Origin of the sequence: Shewanella sp. 10N.286.45.A1, from assembly GCF_041470405.1 — a bacterium.
Taxonomy (GTDB): domain Bacteria; phylum Pseudomonadota; class Gammaproteobacteria; order Enterobacterales; family Shewanellaceae; genus Shewanella.
Window position 1 is genome coordinate 1 of sequence record NZ_JBFRMK010000189.1, and the last position, 344, is coordinate 344.

The 344-nt window shown below is 47.4% G+C and carries 2 protein-coding genes; both read left to right on the plus strand.

What is annotated here, in order from left to right; translation table 11 throughout:
• Positions 1–188 (plus strand): tyrosine-type recombinase/integrase (locus AB4238_RS14445; RefSeq protein ID WP_372034045.1); only part of this gene is annotated, 188 nt, incomplete at its 5' end.
• On the plus strand, positions 185–344 hold a 160-nt coding region (locus AB4238_RS14450; protein ID WP_372034046.1), incomplete at its 3' end, for a transposase zinc-binding domain-containing protein. The genes AB4238_RS14445 and AB4238_RS14450, both read left to right, overlap by 4 nt.

Consider the following 344-nt stretch of genomic DNA (forward strand, 5'->3'; position numbering starts at 1 on the left):
ACAGCTACGCGACTCATTTACTAGAGCAAGGGCTAGACCTGCGCTCAGTGCAAAGCCTGCTCGGCCATAACAGCCTCAACACCACCGCAAGATATACACGACTGACTCAAATTACGCGTAAAAATACGGTTGAGGCGATTAATCAACTGACTAATGATTTAACCTTGAAGTGGGAGTGTGACATATGAAGTTCATTGACATTTTACGCGAGCACCTTGATGAGTTTAATCAGGCTTACGAACAGCAACTTACCGCATCGATGCGGCAAGCTATTTTCGCCATGCTCAGTTGCCGTACCAATACAGAACGCACAAGTCAGTGGGCGTGTCGGAGCTGTTCTCATG